Below are 550 nucleotides of genomic sequence, written 5' to 3' on the forward strand. Positions count from 1 at the left end.
GGCCCTGGCCGGCGAGGCCGAGGCCAGCTTGGAGGAGGTGCTGGACGGCGGTCCGACCGTGCTGGTGCTGGGTTCGGAAGGCGAAGGCGTGCGCCGCCTGGTGRCCGAGCACTGCGACGCGATGGGAAAAATCCCCATGCCGGGCGGCTTCGAGAGCCTGAACGTGTCCGCCGCGGCGGCGATCGCGCTCTATGAAACGTCACGAGTTCGCCTGAAGGGGGAAATCGGTTCGTGAATCCCGATTAACCGTTTTGATTTCGTCGCAACGACGTGTTTTCCTCGCGGACGAGTAACTTCGCGAGCCTTGCCCGCGAAGGATTTGAAGCATGGGATCGGGGGACCCGATGTTGCAGATGAAGTTCCGGACGGCGGCCCTGGCCTCGTCCGCCGTTGTCGTGCTGGCGCTGGCAGGGTGCGGCGCCAAGCAGCCGGCCGACACGTCGTCGGCCTTGAACGAGCCGGCGCCGCCGCCGCCCGTCGAGAAATCCGAACTGCTGGGCGCGCCGCCGGCGATGGCCGAGGCCCCGCCGGCCGACGGCCTGCTTGGCGG

At 68.3% G+C, this 550-nt stretch carries 2 protein-coding genes; both read left to right on the top strand.

Annotated features, from left to right (window positions below; all coding sequences use genetic code 11):
• A partial coding sequence (locus AB4Z50_RS35945) for a TrmH family RNA methyltransferase (protein ID WP_441887273.1) occupies window positions 1–235 on the top strand: 235 nt, incomplete at its 5' end.
• A 109-nt stretch (window positions 236–344) separates the two neighbouring features.
• A partial coding sequence (locus AB4Z50_RS35950; protein WP_441887275.1) for a hypothetical protein occupies window positions 345–550 on the top strand: 206 nt, incomplete at its 3' end.

Source organism: Paenibacillus sp. 2TAB26, assembly GCF_052115145.1.
Taxonomy (GTDB): domain Bacteria; phylum Bacillota; class Bacilli; order Paenibacillales; family Paenibacillaceae; genus Pristimantibacillus.